General features: G+C 65.7%; 1 protein-coding gene. It reads left to right on the top strand.

Annotated elements, in window-relative coordinates:
• Window positions 1-1,191 (top strand): two-partner secretion domain-containing protein (locus UCMB321_RS28350; protein WP_040072008.1); only part of this gene is annotated, 1,191 nt, incomplete at both ends.

Raw genomic sequence — 1,191 nt, 5'->3', positions numbered from 1 at the left:
GGGCTGAATGCCAACAACGTCGATCGCTTTGAAATCATCACCCGTGCCGCGACGATCAACGCGCAGATCAATGCCAACCAACTGACGATCGTGGCCGGTCGCAACGACGTCGATGCCCAGAGCCTCAAGGCTACGGCGCGGGCCGACGATGGCAGTGCCAAACCCCAGGTGGCCATCGACTCCTCGGCCCTGGGCGGCATGTATGCCGGGGCGATCAAGCTGGTGGGCACCGAGGCCGGGGTCGGGGTCAAACTGGCCGGCAACCTGGCGGCCAGTGGCGGCGATATCCAGCTCGATGCCAACGGTCAACTGAGCCTGGCTCAGGCCACCGCCAGTGGCGCGGTCAACGTGAAGGCTGCGAGCCTGGATGCGCAAGGTCCGGTCTATGCCGGCAGCAGCTTGAACGTGCAGACCACGGGAGACCTGACCAGCCGGAACAACCTGGCGGCCAGGGACAGCATCACCCTCAACAGCGGCGGCCAGTTGAGCAACCTCGCGATCATCGAGGCCGGGGTCAATGCCGACAACACCCGCAACAGCAGCGGCGATGTCAGCGTCACGGCACAGAACATCAGCAACAGCGGCCAGAGCGTGATCGCCAGTCGCGACCTGAGCGTCAGCGCCACGCAGGCCCTGGGCAACCAGGGCGGCACCTTGAGCGGGCAGCGGCAGGTCAGCGTGGCGGCGTCGACCCTGGGCAACCAGAACAAAGGTCGGATCCTGAGCACGGCCAGCCTGGGCGTGACCGCCGGGCAACTGCTCAATACCCAGGGTGGACTGATTCACAGCAACGGCTCACTGAGCGCCAACCTGGGCGCATTGAGCAACGGCCAGGCCGAGATCTCCAGTCTGGCCGACGTCAACCTGACGCTTGCCAGCCTGGACAACGTCGCCGGGCTGATTGCGGCCGGCAGCACCCTGAGCATCACGGCCAGTGGAGCCTTCAACAACCAGGGCGGGCGGCTGGCCGCGCAACAGAACCTGCAAGTCAACGCGACGTCCCTGGACAACAGCCAGCAAGGTTCGATCGTCAGCCAGGGCAGCCTGGGTCTGACGACCCGCGGCGTGCTGGACAACCATCAGTCCGGCCAGATCCAGAGCAATGGGCTCGCCGTGATCAACAGCGCCAGCCTCGACAACCGCCAGGGCGGTAACCTGTACGCCAAGGGCAACCTGGGCCTGACCCTGAGC

It is taken from the genome of Pseudomonas batumici, from assembly GCF_000820515.1.
In the GTDB taxonomy this organism is placed as follows: Bacteria; Pseudomonadota; Gammaproteobacteria; order Pseudomonadales; family Pseudomonadaceae; genus Aquipseudomonas; species Aquipseudomonas batumici.
This window is presented reverse-complemented; position numbering and strand designations above follow the sequence as displayed.